We start from the raw sequence: 23220 nt of genomic DNA, 5'->3' as shown, positions 1-23220 counted from the left end.
GACATGTCTGAGCATCAACAATTTCTTGCGGAAAGGGACAAAATAGACTTTTTCATGCAAAAGGGATATCGAATACATTCTGTAAATGAGCATTTGGATGGGGCTACTGTTGAATTTGTTCATCCAAATGGTAACGTTACTGAAACTTTGTTGATTAGCAATGCAAATGCCCGAAAATATTTTTCCAGCCTTTTGATCAAACAGAACTCAATGGGCAAATAATGGTTTCGGAAATGGATTGGCCTCGAGCCAGTCCTTTTCCGAAATATAGCTGACATTTTTAGGGGAGAACTGCGGGATGAAAGAACAATTCCAGCTTAAAGTGTTAGATATTTTAGAAAGAAAGCACTTTGACAATACACGTATCATTGCCGGACAGGAGGGGGTGACCCGAATTGTCAAATGGGTGCATGTAGTAGAAGTGATCAGTATTCGGAATCTCTTAAAAGGCCAAGAACTGATTTTATCAACGGGTGTTGCTTGGAAGGATCAGCCCAGTCTTTTTATTTCCATGGTGAAAGAGTTTATTGAAAACCAGGCAGCAGGATTATGCATTGAAATGGATACTTATATTTCGGAAATTCCCGAAGAAGTCATTTCACTTGCCAATGAACACCAATTCCCAATTATCATTTTTCAAGAGGAGGTCCCGTTTGTTGAAATCACCCAGGACATTCATTCCGTGATTATCAGCCAGCAGTACAAAAAAATTTCCGATTTAGAAAATTATTCGCAAAGCCTAAATAAACGGCTTCTGACCATTGAAGCGTATGAGGACATTTTGCAATTTATCTTTTCAGCATTAGATGTTCAAATTATTTTTCGTCTAAAAAATCAGGGTTATGAATTTGTTCCGGATATCTCCTCGAAAGAACAAGCCCATATTCTGGAGCAGATGCAAACTACAAAAGAACAGGGAAGCGATCGCATCGCTTCTGTACCTGTATTTTTATTCGGGCAGTCATACGCAGAATTAGCGATCTATTCAGCAGATATTCCGATCAGCGAATACGATTTATTAATTCTGGACCGAACCGCGACAGCTTTAGCCCAGCATTTATTAAGGGATTTATATGTGGAGGAAAAGAAGCGGGCAGAGGAATTCGAATGGCTGCACGGCTGGCTTGAAGGTGAGCATTCACTCGAAGATATTCAGGAATACCTCGTTGAAAATGGGTTGACGGTAAAAACAAATAAAGCGGTAGTGGTCATTTCGAGGCTTTTCCCGGTAAAAGATAAATCTAGTCATGACGCAACCTATCTGAAGCTATTATTTCGCTCGGTTTTTGAACAAAACGGCTTCACTGTTTTTATCGTTGAAAAAAGGAATGAACTGATCTTTATCCTTATCAATAACCGGGACAAGAAGAATTTGAAGGATCGGGTTAAAAATTCAATTGACTCTATCCGAAATTCCGAATTTTTCCGTAAGCAAACATCAGCTCGGTTTACTGCCGCTGCAGGGAAGTTTTCAGATTCATTATGCGAGGTACATAAAAGCTATCAAACTGCCAAGGAAACACTGCGGATTCAAAAAAATATGTCACATCAGCAAATCTATCATTTTTATGAAGATTTGCATTTATATAGACTTATTTCCCAGCTTAGCAAGCAAACCGACTTGCAGGAATTGGCCTCAGAGTACCTGCAGCCTGTCATTCAATACGACCAAAAATATAATGCAAAGCTGTTAGAAACCTTGAAGGCTTATTTAGAATGTAACGGCTCCAAACAAGAGACAGCCAATAAATTATATATAGTGAGGCAGACGCTTTATCATCGCCTGCAAAAGCTGGAAAACCTTCTTGGTGAGGATTTTATGGAACGCGAGAAGCGGGTGGCGATTGAATTTATGCTGCTCGTACATGATTATCTAGCAGCTTCCCAGCCGAGTAAACTCAATCGGGTCCGTTGAAGGGGAGATTCAGAGGGCTATTCTATTTTTTGATGAGGATGTTCACACTGTCGAAGAAATGCACTTAGTCGTTTTACAAAATGTCTAATGATTGCTTTTTATGGATAAGAGATAATCAACTTATAAATAAATTTTAAAAAATGGAGGATCTAGGATGAGCGTAACAAAAAATGATACAACCGTTTTAAAAAATTATATTAATGGTGAATGGGTCAATTCAAGCAGCGAAGTGACGCTGGATGTACCGAATCCGGCGACAAATGAACTATTAATCAAGGTGCCGGTTTCAACAAAGGATGATGTGGATTTGGCAGTTGCAGCAGCGAAAGAGGCTTTTAAGAAATGGAAGAACGTTCCTGTACCGAAAAGAGCCCGTGTTTTCTACAAATATCATCATCTATTAACAGAGAACCACGAGGAATTGGCCCGCTTAATTGTCCAAGAAAATGGCAAGGCTTACAACGAAGCGTATGGCGAGGTGCAGCGCGGAATTGAGTGTGTTGAGTTCGCGTGCGGGGCGCCAACATTAATGATGGGCGAGACTTTGTCAGGAATCGCCGAAGACATTGATTCGGAAATGTTCCGCTATCCATTAGGGGTCGTCGGAGGAATCACACCATTTAACTTTCCGATGATGGTGCCAATGTGGATGTTCCCACTCGCCATCGCTTGCGGAAACACGTTTGTGTTAAAGCCATCTGAACGTACTCCTATTTTAGCCAATAGATTAGTAGAGTTATTTACGGAGGCGGGAGCACCGAAGGGGGTTTTAAATGTCGTTCACGGAGCGCATGATGTGGTAAATGGATTAATTGAACATAAGGACGTTGCGGCCATTTCGTTTGTCGGATCTCAGCCGGTAGCGAAGTATGTATATGAGCGGACTGCTGGGGAAGGCAAACGGGTTCAAGCCCTTTCCGGTGCAAAAAACCATCATATTGTCATGCCAGATGCGGATATCGATAGGGCTGTTCAGCATGTAATGAGTGCAACCTTTGGCAGCGCCGGACAGCGTTGTATGGCCTGCAGTGCAGTCGTTGTCGTCGGAGATAATGACGCGTTTGTTGCAGCATTAAAGAGAGAAGCAGACAAGTTAAATATCGGTAACGGCATGGATGAAGAAGTTTTATTAACCCCGGTTATTCGCAAGGAACACCGTGATAAAGTGCTTAGTTATATTGAAAAAGGATTATCCGAAGGTGCTGATCTAATCAGGGATGGACGCAAGGAAATGAGTGACCATCCAAAGGGCAACTTTTTAGGACCGACTATCTTTGACCATGTCGATCCTGAAATGACGATTGCCAAGGATGAAATTTTTGCACCTGTTTTAAGTTTGCTCCGTGCCAAAGATTTGGATGAAGGCTTGGAATTTATTCGCAGGTCCCGTTATGGAAATGGAGCGACCATATACACAAACAGCGCCAAAGCCGTCCGAAAGTTTCGTGAAGAGGCAGATGCAGGCATGCTGGGAATCAATGTAGGAGTGCCAGCCACGATGGCTTTCTTCCCATTCTCCGGATGGAAGGACTCCTTCTATGGTGACCTACACGTTAATGGAAAAGACGGGCTAAATTTCTATACTAGGAAGAAAATGATCACTTCTCGGTTTGAAGCATAACTATAAAATAACTGTAAGAATTGGAGGGGATTTTATGGTTCATACGGATCGTTCGCAGGAAAAGTTGTTAGACAAAGATGATAAATATGTTTGGCATGCGATGCGGCCTTACAGCCCAGATGCGACGATTGTTGTCGAGAAGGCAGAAGGCTCGTGGGTGACTGATGTAGACGGAAAACGTTATTTGGATGCGATGTCTGGCCTCTGGTGTGTAAATATTGGCTACGGAAGAACGGAGCTGGCCGATGCAGCGTATGAACAATTAAAGGAATTGGCCTATTTTCCCTTATCACAAAGCCATGTTCCAGCAATAAAACTGGCTGAAAAGTTAAACGAAATGCTCGGAGACGAATATGTAATTTTCTTCTCGAACAGCGGCTCCGAAGCAAATGAAACTGCGTTTAAAATCGTGCGCCAATACCACCAGCAAAAAGGTGAACATAATCGCTACAAGATTGTTTCAAGATACCGTGGGTACCACGGAAACACAATTGGTACGCTTGCAGCTACCGGTCAGGCGCAAAGGAAATATAAATATGAACCGCTTGCACCTGGTTTCATTCATGTCTCGCCTCCGGATTCCTACCGTGATAATACGAATGTTACGGATCCAATGAAATTATCCTCCGTTCAGGAAATCGATAAAACGATGACCTGGGAGTTAAGTGAAACGATCGCTGCAATGATCATGGAACCAATTATTACAGGCGGCGGCGTTCTCGTACCACCAGATGGATATATGAAGGCAGCCCATGAAGTATGCAAAAAACATGGAGCGCTTCTCATTGTCGATGAGGTCATTTGTGGATTTGGCCGTACAGGCAAGCCGTTTGGTTTTATGAATTATGGAGTCAAACCTGACATTATTACGATGGCAAAGGGTATAACAAGTGCGTATCTGCCGCTTTCGGCAACCGCTGTACGCAAAGATATATATGAAGCGTTTAAAGGAACCGAGGAATACGACTATTTCCGTCATGTCAACACATTTGGAGGAAATCCGGCAGCATGCGCTTTAGCTTTGAAAAACCTCGAAATTTTGGAAAAAGAAAAGCTTTTTGATAGGTCCCGGGATTTAGGAGAACAATTGTTAAATGATTTAAATGGCCTTCTCAAAGACCACCCGTATGTAGGCAATGTCCGTGGAAAAGGCCTATTAGTTGGTATCGAGCTAGTAAAAGATAAGGGCACAAAAGAGCCTCTGGACGTCAGCCTTGTTAACCAGGTGATTGCCGGCTGCAAGGAAAAAGGCATTATCATTGGTAAAAACGGGGCAACAGTAGCCGGATATAACAACGTTCTTACCATGGCACCGCCATTAAGTATTGAACAAAAGGATTTGAATTTTTTAGTAAAAACACTGGTAGAAGCTCTGGATAAGATAAAATAGGTGAAAAAAAGAGCACTCGTGATGTTTCACAAAGTGCTCTTTTTTATTGAGCTTGGTTTTCCTTCTCCAAAATTCCTTTTACAACATCCTCGATCGTTACATTAGCCAGAACTTTTTCCATAGCCAATTGCGCAGTGGAGAAAAGTGGACCAATTGTATCTTGAATATTTCTCCCGACCATACATGCCGGATTTGGCTCCTCATGGATGCTAAACAACTCATTATCTGATACAACATTAACTGCCTTGTAAACATCCAATAATGTTATTTCTGATAAGCCCTTTGCCAAGTCTGCGCCGGCAACACCGGGCCTAACATGGACCAAACCGGCGTTCTTCAACATCCCAATGATTTTTCGAATCACTACAGGATTTGTGTTAACACTCTTAGCAATAAATTCAGAAGTATTGACTTCATTTTTATTAACTTCCAACAAGGATAATATATGAATTCCTACAGAAAAACGACTACTGATGGACATACCCTTCGCCTTCCTTTTTCTTCTTTCCAATCATCTATCATTCAGTATAACACAATGATAATGAATAAATCGGAAAACAATCTAGTGGACATTTAAAAAAATGACTCCTTTAAATGACAGGCAAGCTGAATTTTCAATCTGTTTTCAGGTTCCTCAAGAGAAACACTTAACAGATCCTCAATTTTTTTCAGCCGCTGATACAAAGTATTGATGTGAACATGAAGGAGCTCGGCCGTTTTCACCGCCGATTGATTCGTTTGAACATAAGTGATTAATGTTTTTTCCAAATCATTATTTCTCAGTTTATTAGAATTTAGCGGTCCAAAGATTTCTTCTAAAAATCTCTCGATTTCCTCTTTGGATTGATTTAAAAAGAGGCGGTTAATGCCGATATCCGAAAATTCCATTAATCCAGAACGATGTCTGGAGCTTAAATAGGCAATGGCTCTAGCTGCTTCATTATGGGTTTTATAGACAGATTCTATACCCTTATACACCCCGCCAACTCCTGCCCTTAGTGCCACACCTTCATTTTGTTCCCACTCTTTTAATATTTCTTTAATATTATTCAGGACTCTCGGAAAAGCATTAATGGTTTTAAACGTTAATAGAAGCATTACTTTGTTGCTATTTCCGAAAACGATCTTTTCCAGCCCGGTAAGCTTGGATTTGATCCTGGAAACTAATCGGTGAATACTTGTTTGCAAAACATGATGGTCAATAAAATTGGTTAGTTCGATGATCGTTGTGCAAAGGTAATTATTTAAATCAATTCCTATATCAAGCCCTTGTTTATAGAGAAGACGTGGTGCTTCTTTTCTTAATAGATTTTGATAAAAATCACTTGTTTTTTTAAAGTAGAATTCTGTAAGGGACTGCCGTTTTGCCAATTCTAGTGCCAATACGGATCCGCCACGTTCAATAATCATGTGTTCGAGCTGAGTAATTGAGCGCTCGGCAGAAACTATTAGGCAGCCAGTACAAGTGCTGTCAGTAATAATTGGATAGATAAAAAAATATTTCTCATCATGGTCATAAAGATCTACATATATCGGATAGTTTTTTGCGCCGATAATCTGTGTTAATTCCTCCATACTGAAGGATAAAAAAGCTCTGCCAGGGAAATATTCGTTCTTTAAAAGATCGACAAAAATTAAAGACATTCCTAGCATTCGGGTCAACTCTTTGACTATTGCATCAATCCCTTTATTTTGGATGGATAACTGAGTCAGTGTGGCATGCACTTCATTCTGTTTAATGAGGACCTGATTTTTCCTGTTTATTTCCGTAAAAAGGCGGGCATTCTCGATGGCAATGGCAATTTGAGCAGTCAGTCCCTTTAATAGTTTAAGATCCCAGTCAGTAATTTCATGTTCAAGATTAACCCGATGTATTCCTAAAACTCCAATAATTTCATTGTGAAAACTAACGGGAACTGAGATGGTTGCGTTTACGTTCCCTCCGTGAAAAGCTTTTTTCAAAAGTTCATCATTTTTCTTGGAAGTCCCTTTCATAGCTTCATTTGCCTCGCGAAAGGAGTTATAGATGCGCGGTTTGCCATCTAAAAATATTTTCCCGGTCACTGATTCTCCAACTCTATATTTTACTTGTTCAATTTCCATTTTCCAGCCCCTATAAGCCTTGCAAACGAGCCGGTCGATGACTGGATTATAAAGCCAAAAGGCCGCTGTGTCAGCACCAGGGATGATGCTGGCTACATTATCAAGAATTTTTGTCAGCAGCACATCTAAGTCGAGCGAGGAGGTGATGTTTTGTACTCCTTCAATCAGCTTTTCCATTTCTAAATTTTTCGATTTCAAAGCGTACTGTGTATATATGGGGTATAAAAGATGATAAAAAATATCAATATTTTCTTTTTCTTGGGTGATATTTTCTTCAGAGGATAAAAGATATACTTTATAGCCCTGTGGGTAATCTAGCATAATAATGGTTTGATGAGCCAGTTTTAAAGGCGATAGTTCCTGTGCGGAGGAATCGTTATTTTCAATATCAGAAGCATAGCTGTCGATTAGCTCCCATTTGTGTTCCATGGGAGAATAAATCCAAATTTGATAGGAAGATAAGGAAAATTTCCTTTTTAGAAATGTCCTTAGAAAAGAATGGTTAAGCACTTTACAACACCTCAATGTAAAAAACTCTATTTATATTACCTAAAATGTAAATGAACCTACATTGTGTCAATTCTACCAATTTTATATACTTTAAGTAAATACTGAATATTCAGACACAAATCGACAATTTTTGAAATCGCTTTCTTTAAGCGATTGTTTAGAAGGAGGTGGCAAATAAGATGAGTTCCATCACATCGTATATGGCAGGCAACGTTTTTAAAGTCCTAGTAAAAGAAGGGGATACGATTTCTCCTGGTGAAGATGTCGTCATTTTGGAATCCATGAAAATGGAAATACCCATTACAGCAGAAGCGCAGGGGACAGTTAGTGAAGTATCGGTAAATGAAGGAGATTTTGTAAACGAAGGAGATGTCCTAATTAAGTTTGATTAGCACCATCCAGCCCTAACACGAATATTTGCGCTTACTTGCCCGTCAAACCCCACTTATTAAGGAGGTTTCATATGATGAAATCTAGTAAACTATTTGTTGCCCTATTTTTAGCAATTCTTCTGCTTGTCGCTGGATGCTCACAAAAGAATTCAACGACTAATCAAACTTCAGGAAAAACGTCGGGGGAGACAACGAAAGCCGAACCGAAAAAGGGTGGAAGTATTGTTGTTGCTTATGATTCTGATATAAGTAACTATGACCCGATTTTAGGTAATTCCGGTAATGACCACGCACTTCTTTATCCTGTTTATGACACACTGGTAAACTACAACGCAAATTTAGAGGCTGAGCCAGGACTTGCAAAATCCTGGGATACACCGGACGATAAAACGATTGTCCTGCACCTCCAAGAAAATGTCTTATTCCACGACGGCACCAAATTTAATGCAGAAGCAGTGAAGTTTAATATTGAACGAATCAATTCCAAAGATTCAAAGGTTTCCGATCTATCCAATGTGGAATCTGTAGAGGCAGTAGATGAGTATACCGTTAAATTACATCTTAAACAGCCAGATTCTTCTATCATTCTTGCCTTATCCGATCGTTCGGGGATGATGGTATCACCTGCCGCTGTTCAAAAATTCGGTGCAGATTATGCCCAAAATCCGGTAGGTACGGGCCCGTATAAAATGGTCAAATGGGTCCGCAATGGGGAAATTGACTTTGAAGCAAATAAAGATTATTGGCAAAAAGGGCTTCCATATTTGGATAAAATTACAGCCAAGATTATGCCAGATGAAAATACGCGTTTAAATGCTCTTAAATCAGGCCAGATTCAATTCTATTGGAATGTTTCGCCTGATAACAGCCAGGTATTAAAGAGTGATAAGAATATCGTTTTAGATACGAAAATGAAGGTTGCTTTCTATAATATGTACATCAATACGAAAATGGCTCCATTTGACAAAAAGGAAGTCAGACAGGCATTGGAATATGCCATTGACCGGGAAGCATTGGTTAAAGCGTTAACATTCGGTGAAGGAGAAGCGGCCTATCAAACCTTTCCAAAAGACTATTGGGCAGCATCTCCAGATGTAAAAATTTCATATGATCCGAAAAAAGCAAAGGAACTATTAAAACAAGCCGGTGTTGACAGCGTAACCTTTGATATGTTTGTACCTACGAGCACATTCTATACAAGGTTGGCAGAAGCAATAAAAGGTCAGGTAAAGGAAGCAGGATTTAATATTAATATCCAGCCAATGGAATTAACAAAAGGTGTAGCGCTGTATTTCAACGAAAAGCAAATTGCTGCTAACTTAACGTCTTGGACTGGCCGGCCAGACCCGCAGCAAACCGTCAATTTATTCCTAAGCCAAAAGGGTTTCTATAATGCTGGCGGTGAATCAACATCGGAAAAGGAAGAACTAATTTCAAAAGCCGCTGCTTCTTACGATCAAAAGGAACGGGCAAAATTGTATGCAGAAATTAACAAGATCTCTATATTAGACGAAGCCATGCAAGTGCCAATTTTGTTCCAGCCTTCAACCGCTGCCATGACAACGAAAGTGAAAGGCTTTGAAGGGACATTGCTTGGAAAACCGAAATTCTCAACCTTATGGTTAGATCAATAGAATTGTAGAGAGGGGAAGAGATCCATGTTCTTTAAGTTTTTACTGCGGCGTTTAATGTATGTTATCCCGATGCTAATTGTAACGACTTTGATCGTCTTTTCCCTCATCTTGATCATTCCGGGAGATCCTGCTCTGGCGCTTCTAGGAGACAATGCGACGGAAGAGAAATTAGCATTGTTAAGAAGTCAGCTTGGGCTGGATCAGCCCGTACTGATTCAGTATTGGAATTGGCTTACCAATGCGGTTCAAGGTGATTTGGGACGTTCTCTCTTTACAGGTGAGATTGTGAGTGATGCTGTCTATTCAAGACTTGGTATTACCTTTCAGCTTGTCGTCGCTTCCATCGTCTTTTCGTTTATATTTGGAATGATTTTTGCGATTGGATCGGTCATTAAACCGAATAGCTGGATGGATTATATTTCAAGATTTATGGGAACAATCGGCACGGCCATCCCTAACTTTTGGTTGGCAATGCTCCTTATCGTTGTATTTAGTGTAAACCTTGGCTGGCTTCCAGCAACAGGATTTACAAGTATTTCCGATAATCTAGGCGGCTTTTTCCAGAGCATCATCCTGCCAGCAATCTGTTTAGGGGCTTTTGGTGCAGCCCAAATCACTAGGCAATTACGATCATCGCTTCTTGAAGTGTTGGAATCGGACTATATCCGCACAGCCTATTCAAAAGGCTTATTGCTTTGGCCGGTGATTTGGAAGCATGCACTGCGGAATTCCCTGCTCCCAGTTATCACGACAACTGGACTGTTGTTTGGGAACATGTTAGGGGCAACCGTCGTCATCGAAACAGTATTCGCCATCCCGGGAATGGGACAGCTCGCTGTAAATTCCATTTTACAGAGGGACTTTCCGATGCTGCAGGGCGTTGTGTTAGTCATGGTTATTTTGGTATTGATTATCAATTTCGTGACCGATGTATTATATAGTGTTTTGGATCCGAGGATTGAATTTAAATAAGAAGGAGGCGGCTTGATGCAATTCCGTTTGATGTTTCAACGATTATTCAACGAAAAGCTGGCATTCGTAAGTATGATTTTTTTGCTGGTTTTAGTATTCTTATCACTATTTGCATCTTGGATTGTTCCTTTTGATCCAAATAAGCAAGATTTAACCAAAGTCATGCTGCCACCTGACGGAACGTATTGGTTTGGAACGGATGAATTGGGCCGTGATGTGTTTTCACGTGTACTGATGGGGGCGCAGGCAGCGATTCAAGCTGGCGTTGTGGCGATTTTAATTCCTCTTTTTGTTGGAGTTCCGCTTGGCATTATCTCGGGATATCTAGGCGGAATTGTCGATGATATTTTCATGAGAATTGTCGATGCCATATTATCGTTTCCCGCTATTCTTCTTGCCCTGGGAATTACCGGCGCATTAGGTGTTAGTTTATGGAATGCGATGATTGCAATCGGCATTATCTTTACGCCGCAATTTGCCCGCCTAGCAAGAGGGCAGACCCTTCAAGTCAGAAGGGAACCCTATGTGGAAGCGGCCAAAATATCAGGTGCAGGTCCTTTGTGGATTATGATGAAACATATCCTTCCAAATATATTATCTCCAATCATTGTTCAGGCGTCCTTTAGCTTCAGTCTTGCCATTTTAGTGGAAGCCTCATTAAGCTTTCTCGGCATGGGGGCGCAGTCGCCTCAAGTCAGCTGGGGCGGAATGCTGCATCAGGCATACAGCATGATATTTGTGAATCCATACATGATGCTTTTCCCAGGTCTAGCCATCCTGATTTCCGTATTGGCAGGCAACTTTTTTGGAGACGGATTACGAGTGGCTATTGATCCAAAAATGAAGAGATCTTAGGGGGGTATTGAATTGAGAGGTCCGAATGAACCTGTTTTAGAGGTAAAAAATCTATGTTCATATATCCCCACATCCCGGGGAGTCATAAAACCAGTCAATAATATTTCTTTTTCAATCGGGGCGGGCGAAATTGTTGCTTTGGTTGGAGAATCAGGAAGCGGCAAAAGCGTAACAGCATTGTCCATTATGGGTTTGAATTCACCATCAATTAAATATGAGAAGGAAAGTGTGATTTCATTTAAAGGTGAAAATTTGCTAAAAATGAAAAAAAGGCAAATGAAAAAGATTAGGGGAAATGAGATTTCGATGATCTTTCAGGACCCGATGTCATCGTTAAATCCATTGCATCCGATTGGTAAACAAATTGCCGAGCCGATTCAGCTTCATCAGGGTATCAGCTATCAAAAAGCAAAGGAAATTGTCGTCAATTTACTGGCAAAGGTCGGTATTCCTGATCCAGAAAATCGCCTTAATGATTATCCCCATCAACTGTCCGGGGGAATGCGGCAGCGGATTATGATTGCAATGGCTTTAGCCTGTAATCCATCATTGCTGATTGCCGATGAACCAACAACAGCACTTGATGTAACAATCCAGGCGCAGATCCTAAATGTGATGAGAGATTTGCAAAAAGATACGGGAATTTCCATCCTGATTATTACGCATGATTTAGGTGTTGTGGCTGAAATGGCTGATCGCGTCCTCGTCATGTATTGCGGGGAAATTGTCGAAGAGGGAGATGTCTATTCACTGTTCAAAAATCCCCAGCATCCGTATACAAAGGGGCTGCTGGCAAGCGTCCCAAAACTCAGGGGGGCATCGGAAAAGCTTCTTCACACAATTCCAGGCGCTGTACCGAATCCGCTTGAGCTGCCGAAGGGCTGTAATTTTTCCGGGCGGTGCAGTTATGCCACGGAAAAATGTCTCACTGAGGCTCCAAACCTGGTGGAGACAGGGAAAGACCGGAGAGCAGCATGCTGGCATATTGTAGATTTGCAAACGGAAGAGGTGACAGTACATGCCTGAACCATTGATATCGATTAAAGACGTCAAAAAACACTATCCAATTGGAAGCGGTTTATTTAGCAAAAAAGGAAAATGGTTAAAGGCCGTGGATGGAATAAGTCTTGATGTCCACCGTGGTGAGACAGTTGGTCTGGTTGGAGAATCAGGCTGCGGAAAATCGACACTTGGCAGGATGGTTGTCGGACTCTTGGAGCCGACTTCAGGTGAAGTCGTATTTGAGGGAAATTCGCTTTTATCCAAAGGACGAAATAAGCGTGATTTGGGGCAAAAAATTCAAATGGTCTTCCAGGACCCATATTCTTCGCTGAACCCGAGAATGAATGTGGCCAACATTATTGCCGAGCCATTAGTGCTTCATAAAATTGGTACCAGCAGCGAGAGAAAAAAACGTGTGGATGAACTGCTTGAAAAGGTAGGGTTGACATCGGCACATGGAAGCCGTTATCCGGAAGAGTTCTCCGGCGGGCAGCGGCAGCGAATTGGCATTGCCAGAGCATTGGCCCTTAATCCGAGTTTGATTGTTTGTGATGAACCAGTTTCAGCATTAGATGTGTCGATTCAAGCTCAAATTTTAAATCTATTAAAAGAAATCCAAGAAGATATGGGTCTCTCCTATATATTCATTGCCCATGGGTTGCAGGCAGTCAAGCATATCAGTGATCGGATTGTGGTGATGTATTTAGGAAAGGTCATGGAAATTTCAGAAACGGATCAACTCTTCGAGCAGCCGCTTCATCCTTATACAGAGGCATTGATTTCTGCGGTGCCGGAGCCTGATCCAACTGTTAGGAACCGTGAACGCATTCTGTTAAGCGGCGATCTTCCAAATCCGGCGAATCCGCCGGTAGGCTGCAGATTTTCTACTCGGTGTCCGCTTGCGGATGAGCGCTGCAGGCGTGAAGAGCCGCCGCTTGAACAGGTCTCCGAGGGCAGATGGGTTGCTTGTTTTTATCACGGGTAATTCATAGTTTTAGAATTAAAAAGATAGAAAGTTATTCTGTATACGAAAGGGGTGTGTTCCTTGAATAGTGGAAAGCCGTTACACGAGTACCTAAGAAACCACGCAAAAGTGAACCCAAATAAACCAGCCGTCATCTTTTATGGAAGAACCATGACATACGAGGAACTTGATGACTTATCGGATCGCTTTGCCCATTATTTGCATTCCCAAGGGATTCGCAAGGGTGATAAGGTAGCTCTATTTTTGCCAAACTGTCCACAATATATCATTTGCCATTTTGGAATCCAAAAGATTGGTGCGATTGTAGGGCCATGTAACCCGATGTTTAAGGAATGGGAGCTGGAATATGAAGTCAATGACCTTGAGGCAAAGGCAATTGTGACTCTGGATCAATTGTATCCAATTGTCGTAAAGGCAAAGCCAAATACCACGCTCCAATTGGTGATTACAACTAGCTACATAGACTTCCTCCCGGAGAAACCGATTCCTGAATTCCCTGAGGAACTGCAGGAAAAGAAATATTATCCTGATGCAACTGATTTAAGCAACATCCTTCGTACAGGGAGTGCAGATTGTCCGAATGTCGATTTAGATATTGATGAAGATGTATGCCTTATCGTGTACACATCCGGTTCGACTGGTCTGCCTAAAGGTGCGATGCTCACTTACCGGAACGCACTTTACAAATCTCAAGGTGTTGCAGAAGCAAGGGGATTTCATGCCGACGATGTTGCCTTATCGATTATGCCAATTTGCCATATTGCTGGCATGTTGTTTATGAATGTAAGTTTTTACACAGGTGGAACAATCGTTCTGCTTAATCGATTTACACCTGAAGCCGTGATGGATGTCATCGAACGGCATCGAATAACAGTGGCACAAACTGTTGTACCAATGAATGTGGCCATAATAAATCATCCTCAAGCAGCTCAAGTCGATTTCAGTTCGCTTAGGGTCAATTCCTGTACCAGCTTTGGGATCCAATTGACCGAAGAAATATCGAATCAATGGAAGGCGCTGACAGGCATCGGATTATTTGAATCCGCTTATGGCTTAAGCGAAACACATACTGGAGATTCGTTGATGTCACCAGAAGCTGTTAAATTCGGGACGACTGGGAAACCCATTCCGGGAACGAAGATTAAAATCCTTTCCCTGGATGAACCACGTCAAGAAGTTCCCATCGGTGAACAGGGCGAAATTGTGGTCAACAGCCCTGGGGTATTTAAAGGCTATTTGAATAAACCCGAAGCAACCGCCAAAACACTGCGTGATGGCTGGGTGTATACCGGAGATATAGGAAAGTTTGACGATGAAGGCTACCTCTACTTTTTAGGGCGCGTTAAAGAAATGATTAAATGTTCGGGTTATAGTGTGTTTCCGGAAGATGTCGAATTATTATTGAACAAACATTCGGCTGTTTCTGAGTCGGCTGTAATCGGTGTACCGGACCCAATCCGCGGTGAGACCGTTAAGGCATTCGTTGTTCTTCATCCAGACTATCAAGACAGTATCACTCCAGAAGAACTCATATTATGGAGCAAAGAAAAAATGGCAGCTTATAAGTACCCCCGTCATATTGAATTCCGTGAAACCCTGCCAAAGACAGGGACGGGAAAATTGCTGCGTAGAGTGCTGGCAGATGAAGAAAAAGCGAAAGTAAAGATTAAATAAGAAAGTTTAATTTCTTCAGAAGAAATTTGAGATCAATCGGAATGGTTTGGCTCAAGGAGGTTATCATTGGTGGAAGAACTAATTGCCGATTTGGCAAGAAGAAAAGCAAAAGCTAAATTGATGGGTGGCCCTAAAAAAATAGAGCGCGAGCATAATCTTGGAAAATATACCGCAAGAGAACGAATTGAAAAATTCGTTGATCCAGGCACGTTTATGGAACTGGGGATCTTAAATCACTCTGATCAGCCTGGTGCTGAAGTAAAAAGTCCAGCTGACGGCTATATATGCGGCCTTGCAAAAATTGAAGGAAGACCCGTGCTTGTACAGGCAGCGGATAAAACGGTCTTTGCTGGTGCTGAAGGCCAAGTTTATATCAGAAAAGCACGGTCGTTAAAGGAATACGCGGTCAAGCGAGGAATCCCCATCTTTGAACTAGCTGAGGGAGGAGGACTACGCATGCCAGATGGGATGGGGGCAGACGGGATCAGCTCAAGTCTCCCTTCACGGGAAGGTTTGCGTCATGGCCGGCAGGTGCCACATATCGTGGGAATCATGGGTGATAGCTTTGGCGGCCCCACATGGCACGCAGTGACTTCAGATTTTGCTGTCCAAGTAAAAGGAACATGTATGGCGGTTGGAGGCCCTAGAATGCTGGAAATAGCAACTGGGGAAAAAATATCCAAAGAGGATTTGGGCGGCTGGAAACTGCATTCTGAAAAAACAGCGCAGATTGACGAAGTTGCTGAAAACGAAGATGAGTGTATGGACAAGATGAAAGAATTTTTTTCCTATATGCCGTTGAATGCTACCGAAGAACCGCCTTTTAGGCCTACGAATGATGACCCACACCGTATGGTAGATGAGGTACTTGAAATCGTACCAACCAAACGAAACAGGGCCTATGACATGACAAAATTAATCAAAACAATCGTGGACGATGGGAAATTTTTTGAAATAAAACCTTTATTCGGCAGGGCTTTGATTACAGGATTTGCACATCTCAACAAAAGGGCTGTCGGAATAATCGCTAACCAGCCAATGAGGTTTGGAGGTGCAGCCGGTCCAGATGAGTGCGACAAGGCAATCGAATTTATTAGTTTATGTGATTCGTTTCATTTTCCGTTAATATTTTTGCATGATATTCCAGGATTTCGAATTGGCAGTAAAGGCGAAGAACAGAGAATCCCGTCAAAAATTATGGCATGGAATCAGGCACTTGCTTACTCAACGGTTCCCAAGCTATCTGTTATTGTCCGCAAAAGCATCGGGATGGCTTATTCTAATATGTGCGGACCGGGCCTTGGAGCAGACTTTGTAGTAGCATGGCCTACTGCTGAAATAAATTTCACCGGGCCAGAAGTTGGAATAAATGTTGTATATGGCAATCAATTGGTAGATTCTAAGAATGCTTCGGAAGAACGGAAAGAACTGCTGAACCAATGGACTTTTGACAGTTCGCCGTATAAAGCAGCAGCTAAACATCTTATTGACGATGTGATTGACCCACGTGATACCCGTAAATTTCTGTGTCAATCACTAGAATACGCATGTTTAAAAAATGGCTCGAAAAGCGAGCGTTTATTGGCAACCTGGCCCTCACTATACTAGAAAAGCTGATAGAAAATAATTTTGTGTTTCGAAGGTTAGTAAATGGCGTTAAAAGGGGGATTAGGGATGGGGATAGGAAAACGATTTACGTTTTTTTACTTAATTGCAGCTTTGATGATTATTTTAGGTGGATGTAGCTCAGTTTCAACTTCTACTGGAAATCAACCTGAAGGCAAAAAAACATCTGATACAAAAGAAACGAAGAATACCCCGAAACAAGGTGGAGAATTGAGTGTTGGCTATTATGCAGATGCTAGCAGCTTTGACCCAATTCTCGCATCATCGGGCGGTGATGAATCCCTATTATATTTCGTCTATGACAGGCTGATTAATTACGGGCCAAATTTTGAGCCGTTACCGGCACTTGCAGAATCCTGGGAACAAAAAGATAATCAAACGCTCATTCTTCACCTTCGCAAAGGGGTTACCTTTCATGACGGAACACCTTTTAATGCTGAAGCAGTTAAATTCAATATTGAACGAATCAACTCAGATAAGTCCAATAAGGCTGATTTAAAAATAATAGAAACAGTAGAGGTCATTGATGAGCATACTGTTGGTTTGCACTTGAGTACACCTTATACGGGATTGCTTGAAGTTTTAATGGGGCCATCCGGGATGATGGTAAGTATTGATGCAGTCAAAAAATATGGAGACGAATACGCATTGCATCCAGTTGGCACAGGCCCTTTCAAAATGACAAAACGGACACCGAACAGCGATATTCAATTTGAACGCTTTAATGAGTATTGGGACGAGGGTAAGCCATACCTGGATAAGATAAATGTTAAAGTTTTACTTCAAGAAAACACGATGATTAACGCATTAAAATCTGGTGAAGTTCAAATCATTGCTCCAATCTCTGCAGCAAACCTGCCTGCATTGGAAAAATCACCTAATATTTCGATTGATGCAAGTTCATCCTTAAATTACCAAAATATATTTATCAACACATCAATGGCTCCTTTGGACAATAAAGATGTTCGACTGGCGATTCAGTATGCGATTGATCGGGAGCAACTCGTTAAAGCAATTCAATTTGGCAAAGGCGAACCTGCCTATAGTCCTTTTTCAAAGGACCATCCAGTTTACACGGCCAATAGTGTGATTCCACATGATGTTGCCAAAGCAAAACAACTATTGAAAGATTCTGGAGTAAAAGATCTTTCCTTCGATATGCTGGTTAAACCGGATGCGTTTAGTGTAAGAGTTGGTGAAGCTGTTGCACTTCAATTAAAAGAAGTCGGAATAAATGTCAATTTAAAACCGACTGAGGTTACAAAACTTGTACAGCTCGCTTTTGGCCAGCCTCAGTATCCTGCAACGGTCGCGAGGGCGGCAGCAAGACCCGACCCTTTATCATTATTAAACTTGTATTATGGAAAATCTAGCTACTATAATCCTGGAAAAAATAATAACCCTGAATTTGAATCTCTAATTCAGCAAGCTGCAGGCAAATCCGATAATACAGAACGTAATAAACTCCTTGCAGAAGCAACAGTAAAGATCATGCAGGAAGATGCTGCTGCGATTCCATTATTTTTTGAACCGATGATTGTGGCTATGTCAGACAAGGTAAAAGGTTACGAACCGCATCAGTACGGAAAGCCAAGATTCCCGTTCTTATGGCTGGAGAAATAAATGAAAACTCTCCGATTGGCAAGTCCGAAAGACTAAAACAGAGGCGTTGTTGAATGTCTTATTAGCTAAACAAAATAAAAAAAAATCCCTTCTCGGTTGGGATCTTTGCATAGGAGGAGAAGAACAAGATGACATGGGAGCCAGAAATTAAAGAACTACGGCGCCGTGAAGAGCTAGCTCGTCAGATGGGCGGCGAAGAGCGTGTCGCAAAACATAAAGCGCAAGGGAAACTGACGGTACGAGAAAGAATTGATAGTTTGCTTGATTCTGGTTCATTCCATGAAACCGGAGCGATTGCCGGAAAAGGCAAATATGATGAGAATGGCAATTTAACAGACTTTACACCAGCGAATTTTCTCGTGGGCACTGGAAGGATCAATGGCCGGAAGGTGGTTGTTGGTGCAGATGACTTCACCGTTAGAGGGGGCGCTGCAGATGGCGCCATCCGCGGCAAACAGGTATATGCGGAACGTCTGGCACATGATCTGCAGCTACCTATTATTCGGTTGGTAGACGGAACAGGGGGCGGGGGAAGCGTGAAGTTCTTGGATATGGAGGGGCATACCTATGTTCCTGTTAATCCTGCTTGGGATTTAGTTGTAGGCAACATGGAGCGCGTGCCAGTTGTTGCTGCCTGCTTAGGCTCAGTTGCCGGACTCGGAGCAGCAAGAGTTGCCGCTTCACATTTCTCCGTCATGGTGGAGGAAACTTCACAGTTATTCGTTGCCGGCCCGCCAGTTGTCAAATTTGGCATGGGACAAGATTTAACGAAAGAAGAACTTGGCGGTGTACAAGTCCATAAAACAAGCGGCGCTGTTGACAATATGGCAAAGTCTGAGGAAGATGCCTTCGAACAGATTCGTACGTTCTTATCCTATTTGCCATCCAGTGTATGGCAGCTTCCGCCGGTTCTGCCATCAAATGATGACCCAGAACGCCGGGAGGAGCGGTTAATTTCCGTGATTCCGAAAAATCGCCGAGTTCCTTATAAAATCCGTGAAATCCTGCCAATGATTTTTGACAAGGATTCCATTTTTGAAATGGGTCGGTACTATGGCGGTGGTACTCTCACTTGTTTCGCGCGACTTGATGGATATCCGGTTGGAGTAATGGCCAACGATCAGTTTGTCAATGGAGGCGGATTGACAGCCGAAAGCTCAGAAAAAATAGAACGGTTCGTCGACCTTTGTCAAACATTCCATTTACCTATTGTGAACTTAGTCGACCAGCCAGGCATGATAATCGGCCTTCCTTCTGAGAAGAAAGGAACGATTCGTAAAGGGGTCCGAGCTATTTCAGCTATCTATCAGGCTACTGTTCCGATGATGGAAATTATCCTCAGAAGAGTATTTGGTGTCGGGGGGGCAGGGATGTCAAATGGCCACGGTTTAAACTTAAGATATGCCTGGCCTTCCGGTGACTGGGGATCACTTCCTGTTGAAGGTGGTGTTCATGTAGCCTACCGACGCGAGCTTGAAGCGAGCGATAATCCTGAAGCATTATTGAAAGATTTGTTAGATCGAATGGAATCAGTACGATCTCCGCTTCGTACAGCGGAAGCCTTTGGCGTGGAGGAAATCATCGACCCGAGAGACACCCGTCCATTACTCTGTGAATGGGTCCGTGATGCCTATGAGCTGCTTCCGCAGCAATTGGGTCCTTCCAGTCACGGAATGAGACCATAATTTATAAATAGAAAAGCTGGCATAATGGAGGAGGTTTGAGGAGATGAATCAGACAGAATTATTAAATGAATTATCTTCCCGTGAGGAAGTGGTGCCCAAATGTCTTGAATATTGGGCGGAAACAGCAGGGGATAATACCTTTATTTATTACGGGGAATCACATAAAAAAATTTCGTATCAAAAATTTAATCAGATTGCCAATAGCATTGGCCATTCTTTAAAAGCCAGGGGAGTCCAAAAGGGGGATCGGATCTCGGTCTTTTTGAGAAACCCTCTTGTTACTACCATGGTAATGTTTGGAATTTGGAAATGCGGGGGTGTTTTCAGCCCCATTAATTTTAACTACCGTGGAAGGTTGCTCAGTTATCAGTTAAACGATACCCAGCCAAAAGTACTTTTTACCGAGCGTTCAATGGTACCAATTTTAAACGAAATTGCTTCCGAAGTTGAACAATTGTCAACCGTTGTCTTCAATCCCCAAGAAGGAGACCATGATTATATAGCGGAAATGGCGGATATCCCGTTAAATCTAGTTTTCAATGAAATATCCTTCGACCGAATGCTGCAAGCTGAAACACATAATCTCAATATCGAGTTAAACTATTATGACATCGCCAATATCATTTATACATCCGGAACAACAGGACCGGCTAAAGGAGTCGTTCAGTCCCATCGATGGGTGAATGGCTATACATTAAGATTACGCTCTTGTTTGACGCAAGAGGATGTTGTTTATAACGATCTTCCGCTGTACCATGTCGGCGGTGCCTTTGCCAATATTGCCAGAGCCTGTTACGCAGGGTGTACGGTCGCGATTTGGGATAAATTCAGTCCAAATCAATTCTGGAAACGGATTGAAAAAGCAGGGGCTAGTGTGGCAATTTTGCTTGATGTCATGACACCTTGGCTGATGAACGCAAAACCATCAGAAAATGACAGGTTCAATACCCTAAATAAAGTTCACATGCAGCCGCTGCCAAAATATCACAATGAGGTAGCTAAACGATTTGGATTTGATATCGTCACGGCCGGATTTGGACAGACGGAAGCCGGAGCGCCGCTGTCGAGTATTATCCTTGAAACAAAAGAAGGGGACGGGACCCCAAAGCACCTTTATAAAGGGCTTTCTAGGCAGGAGATTATTGCCATTTGCGAAAAAGAGCAAGTTCCAGTCATTGACGGCAAAAAAGAATTAAATAAAGGTTTCATGGGAAAACCTAACCGATTTTTTGAGGTCATGGTGTTGAATGAAAAAGATGAAGAAGTTCCTGTCGGACAGGTAGGACAAATTGCCTTCCGCCCACGTCTGCCACATTTAGTATTATCCGAATATTTCAACAAGCCAGAGTCGACCAAAAAGGCTTTTCAAAATCTTTGGTTCCACAGTGGTGATGCCGCATATCTAGGTGAAGACGGATTTTACTATTTCGTCGACCGCCTTGGCGGTGTGATCCGCTGCCGCGGTGAAAAAATTTCTTCCTATCAATTGGAGGATATTATCAACAGCCATCCTGATATTGATTTGTGTGCCGCTTTTCCTGTACCGGCTGAAGTCGGTGATGAAGATGACGTCGCTATTTATGTGGTGAAGAAAAATGGTGCGGAAATCGATGAAGAGGAATTAAGGATCTGGGTGAAGGATAAAATGCCAAAGTATATGTGGCCGAAGCATATCCGCTTCACCCTGGATATACCTAGAACACCGACAAACAAAATTGAAAAATATAAAATACGTCAAGAATTAATGATGGAACTAGAAAAAGAGACTGTATAAGGTTACAAATAAAAAAGCATCAATCGATGCTTTTTTATTATGGACTAACATGTTCTTTTAAATCTGTATTTAAAGTTGTTAACACCTGTTCATTCTGTGCAGCATTTCTAACCTTCAACGTTAATATGATCCCAAAAGCGAGGCAAATGGTTGAGAAAATGAACGCCGTTCTAAAGCCGCCCAAATCTTCAATCAACCAGCCTGCAATGGCAGGCCCAACCAATTGGCCGACAGCGAAATAGAAAGTGACATAGCTAAAAGCAATCGGCATTTCAGAAGGCTTAACATGGTCCATACTCGCTGCCTGTGTCAAAGTGAAAAGGCCGGTAGAGGTGCTGCTCATTAAAATGATGTGCAATGTGAAGCCAAGCTGCGAAGGAAATAATACCGGTAGGAGCATCGAGAACATGGTTAGTCCCATAGTGAGGATTAACGATTTTCTCCGGCCGAACCTATCAGAAACAAATCCCCAAAACGGCCCGCCAAAGATGGATAATACCCCGTTTAAAGCCATTAGCTGACCCGCAAATTTTACACTTATTCCCGCATCTATCATATAACTCATAATAAAAATTACCTGAACAATATAGGTGAGCCCTACTACACCGTAAAGCAAGCCAATATTAATGACCTTTGGATTTTTATAGATTTCCTTTGCCGGTGTCTTTTGCTGCTGCTTTTCAGATACAGGCTCAGCAGGCGGGTTTTTAATGAAAATCATCGTTAATATGACAACCAAAAGGCCGATAGCCGCATAAATCCCCCATGCCCATCTCCAGCCATTTTCGCTATTAATACTGCTAAGATACGGAACAATCATACCGGCAAAAAGGATACCAATTCCCGCTCCACTAGTTGTTAAACCAATGACAAATCCTTTTTTCAGTGGAAACCAGGAAACGAGCAAGGTGATAAACGGTGTAAAGGTAAAGGAAGTACCAATCCCCAATAAAAGCATAAACAAAAAGGCTAACAAATATGAGTTGCCTAAAGAAAGTCCTGCGAGTCCAGCTGTAACCAATGAAATACCGAGTAAAACGGTCCTTTTACTGCCCCATTTAGACGCAAGAATGCCAGCGAAGATGAGTGTGCTTAAATATCCAAACGAGGTAGTTGTTCCTAGAAAGCCTGCCTCTTTATATGATAAGTTTAATCCATCCCGCATAAATGGCAGTATCACCCCATATGAAAGTCTTGCGAAAGCCAGTACGACAGCGGTTGTTAACATTCCAATCAAGGCATATGTAAACAGATTATTTTGGTTCTTATGCTCCATTTAGTACGCTCCTTTACATTTTTAACAACGTATTGTAGTTTTTATTTTAACATTATTTCGAGAATAGAAGTATTATTATAGATTAAAAATTATAAATTTTCTTAATTTTTACTTCATTTTAATATTACTTCAAATTTTCAAAAAATTCTATTGACTTTTCCTATTTTTCCTATGATAATCAAA

Annotated in this window: 18 protein-coding genes; 15 read left to right on the top strand and 3 right to left on the bottom strand. The window is 42.0% G+C overall.

Going from position 1 to position 23220, the window contains the following annotated elements:
- Nucleotides 1–3: 3 nt before the first annotated feature.
- The 4 genes from QNN06_RS15080 to QNN06_RS15065 all read left to right on the top strand — a co-directional run bounded on the left by QNN06_RS15080 (nucleotide 4) and on the right by QNN06_RS15065 (nucleotide 4926).
- Nucleotides 4–222, top strand: a complete 219-nt coding sequence (locus tag QNN06_RS15080; protein ID WP_284037826.1) for a hypothetical protein — start codon at nucleotides 4–6, stop codon at nucleotides 220–222.
- 76 nt (nucleotides 223–298) lie between these two features.
- A complete protein-coding gene (locus tag QNN06_RS15075) occupies nucleotides 299–1915 on the top strand; it encodes a PucR family transcriptional regulator (protein ID WP_284037825.1) in 1617 nt (538 codons plus the stop codon).
- Nucleotides 1916–2069: 154 nt separating this feature from the next.
- Nucleotides 2070–3536: a CoA-acylating methylmalonate-semialdehyde dehydrogenase gene (locus QNN06_RS15070; RefSeq protein ID WP_213115586.1), complete on the top strand. Its 1467-nt coding sequence runs from the start codon at nucleotides 2070–2072 to the stop codon at nucleotides 3534–3536.
- Between the two features lie 34 nt (nucleotides 3537–3570).
- Nucleotides 3571–4926: an aspartate aminotransferase family protein gene (locus QNN06_RS15065; RefSeq protein ID WP_217034672.1), complete on the top strand. Its 1356-nt coding sequence runs from the start codon at nucleotides 3571–3573 to the stop codon at nucleotides 4924–4926.
- A gap of 43 nt (nucleotides 4927–4969) precedes the next feature.
- Here the strand turns inward: QNN06_RS15065 and QNN06_RS15060 are convergent, their stop codons facing one another.
- Complete coding sequence (locus QNN06_RS15060; RefSeq protein WP_213115588.1) at nucleotides 4970–5407, bottom strand: Rrf2 family transcriptional regulator; 438 nt, start codon at nucleotides 5405–5407, stop codon at nucleotides 4970–4972.
- A 92-nt stretch (nucleotides 5408–5499) separates the two neighbouring features.
- Entirely contained in the window at nucleotides 5500–7458 is a 1959-nt protein-coding gene (locus tag QNN06_RS15055; protein ID WP_284037824.1) for a helix-turn-helix domain-containing protein, read from the bottom strand.
- Between the two features lie 260 nt (nucleotides 7459–7718).
- Between QNN06_RS15055 and QNN06_RS15050 the strand changes: the two genes are divergently transcribed.
- The 11 genes from QNN06_RS15050 to QNN06_RS15000 all read left to right on the top strand — a co-directional run bounded on the left by QNN06_RS15050 (nucleotide 7719) and on the right by QNN06_RS15000 (nucleotide 21761).
- Complete coding sequence (locus QNN06_RS15050) at nucleotides 7719–7931, top strand: acetyl-CoA carboxylase biotin carboxyl carrier protein subunit (protein WP_213115590.1); 213 nt, start codon at nucleotides 7719–7721, stop codon at nucleotides 7929–7931.
- A 71-nt stretch (nucleotides 7932–8002) separates the two neighbouring features.
- Nucleotides 8003–9565 (top strand): ABC transporter substrate-binding protein, encoded by a 1563-nt coding sequence (locus QNN06_RS15045; RefSeq protein ID WP_284037823.1) that lies wholly within the window; start codon nucleotides 8003–8005, stop codon nucleotides 9563–9565.
- A gap of 24 nt (nucleotides 9566–9589) precedes the next feature.
- Nucleotides 9590–10537 (top strand): ABC transporter permease, encoded by a 948-nt coding sequence (locus tag QNN06_RS15040; protein WP_284037822.1) that lies wholly within the window; start codon nucleotides 9590–9592, stop codon nucleotides 10535–10537.
- A 15-nt stretch (nucleotides 10538–10552) separates the two neighbouring features.
- Entirely contained in the window at nucleotides 10553–11392 is an 840-nt protein-coding gene (locus tag QNN06_RS15035; RefSeq protein WP_284037821.1) for an ABC transporter permease, read from the top strand.
- Between the two features lie 12 nt (nucleotides 11393–11404).
- A complete protein-coding gene (locus QNN06_RS15030; protein WP_284037820.1) occupies nucleotides 11405–12418 on the top strand; it encodes an ABC transporter ATP-binding protein in 1014 nt (337 codons plus the stop codon).
- Nucleotides 12411–13379, top strand: a complete 969-nt coding sequence (locus QNN06_RS15025) for an ABC transporter ATP-binding protein (RefSeq protein ID WP_284037819.1) — start codon at nucleotides 12411–12413, stop codon at nucleotides 13377–13379. Before QNN06_RS15030 ends, QNN06_RS15025 begins: the two co-directional genes overlap by 8 nt.
- Before the next feature lie 60 nt (nucleotides 13380–13439).
- Nucleotides 13440–15053 carry an AMP-binding protein gene (locus tag QNN06_RS15020; protein ID WP_284037818.1) on the top strand — a complete coding sequence of 538 codons (1614 nt, stop codon included), beginning with the start codon at nucleotides 13440–13442 and terminating at the stop codon, nucleotides 15051–15053.
- 120 nt (nucleotides 15054–15173) lie between these two features.
- Nucleotides 15174–16661 (top strand): acyl-CoA carboxylase subunit beta, encoded by a 1488-nt coding sequence (locus tag QNN06_RS15015; protein WP_284037928.1) that lies wholly within the window; start codon nucleotides 15174–15176, stop codon nucleotides 16659–16661.
- Nucleotides 16662–16727: 66 nt separating this feature from the next.
- Nucleotides 16728–18302, top strand: coding sequence for an ABC transporter substrate-binding protein (locus tag QNN06_RS15010; RefSeq protein ID WP_284037817.1), 1575 nt, complete (start codon nucleotides 16728–16730; stop codon nucleotides 18300–18302).
- A gap of 128 nt (nucleotides 18303–18430) precedes the next feature.
- A complete protein-coding gene (locus QNN06_RS15005; RefSeq protein WP_284037816.1) occupies nucleotides 18431–19987 on the top strand; it encodes an acyl-CoA carboxylase subunit beta in 1557 nt (518 codons plus the stop codon).
- Nucleotides 19988–20030: 43 nt separating this feature from the next.
- Entirely contained in the window at nucleotides 20031–21761 is a 1731-nt protein-coding gene (locus QNN06_RS15000) for an AMP-binding protein (protein WP_284037815.1), read from the top strand.
- A 37-nt stretch (nucleotides 21762–21798) separates the two neighbouring features.
- On the opposite strand, the gene QNN06_RS14995 is transcribed toward QNN06_RS15000, so the two are convergent.
- Nucleotides 21799–23037 (bottom strand): MFS transporter, encoded by a 1239-nt coding sequence (locus tag QNN06_RS14995; protein WP_284037814.1) that lies wholly within the window; start codon nucleotides 23035–23037, stop codon nucleotides 21799–21801.
- Nucleotides 23038–23220: the final 183 nt, after the last annotated feature.

This window comes from Neobacillus sp. 114, from assembly GCF_030127045.1.
GTDB classification, from domain to species: Bacteria; Bacillota; Bacilli; order Bacillales; family Cytobacillaceae; genus Neobacillus; species Neobacillus rhizophilus.
This window is presented reverse-complemented; position numbering and strand designations above follow the sequence as displayed.